The organism is Pseudomonas avellanae BPIC 631, assembly GCF_000444135.1.
Classification (GTDB): domain Bacteria; phylum Pseudomonadota; class Gammaproteobacteria; order Pseudomonadales; family Pseudomonadaceae; genus Aquipseudomonas; species Aquipseudomonas avellanae.
The window spans coordinates 1-297 of record NZ_ATDK01000195.1 but is presented as its reverse complement, the minus strand read 5'-3'; the positions used below and the strand labels follow the sequence as shown (position 1 = coordinate 297).

Here is a 297-nt window from a genome sequence, read left to right as displayed (position 1 = left end):
TGTCCTCGGTGCCTCCAGCTACACCTTTGCCGAGGCCACCTGGTCGCAGAAACTGCCCGACTGGCTGGGCTCGCACGTCCGATGCTTTGCTTTTTTCGGCGGCACAACGCAGATACTGGTGCCCGATAATCTGCGCAGTGGCGTGACTAAAGCGCACCGTTACGAGCCGGATATCAACCCCAGCTACCGCGATCTGGCCGAGCATTACGGCGTCGCCGTCTTGCCTGCTCGCTCGCGCAAGCCCAAGGACAAAGCCAAGGTCGAAGTCGGTGTTCAAGTGGTCGAGCGCTGGATCCT

1 pseudogene is annotated in these 297 nt (G+C 60.9%); it reads left to right on the top strand.

Annotated features, from left to right (window positions below):
- Nucleotides 1-297: pseudogene (locus DW49_RS0107645) on the top strand (DDE-type integrase/transposase/recombinase); the annotation flags it as partial.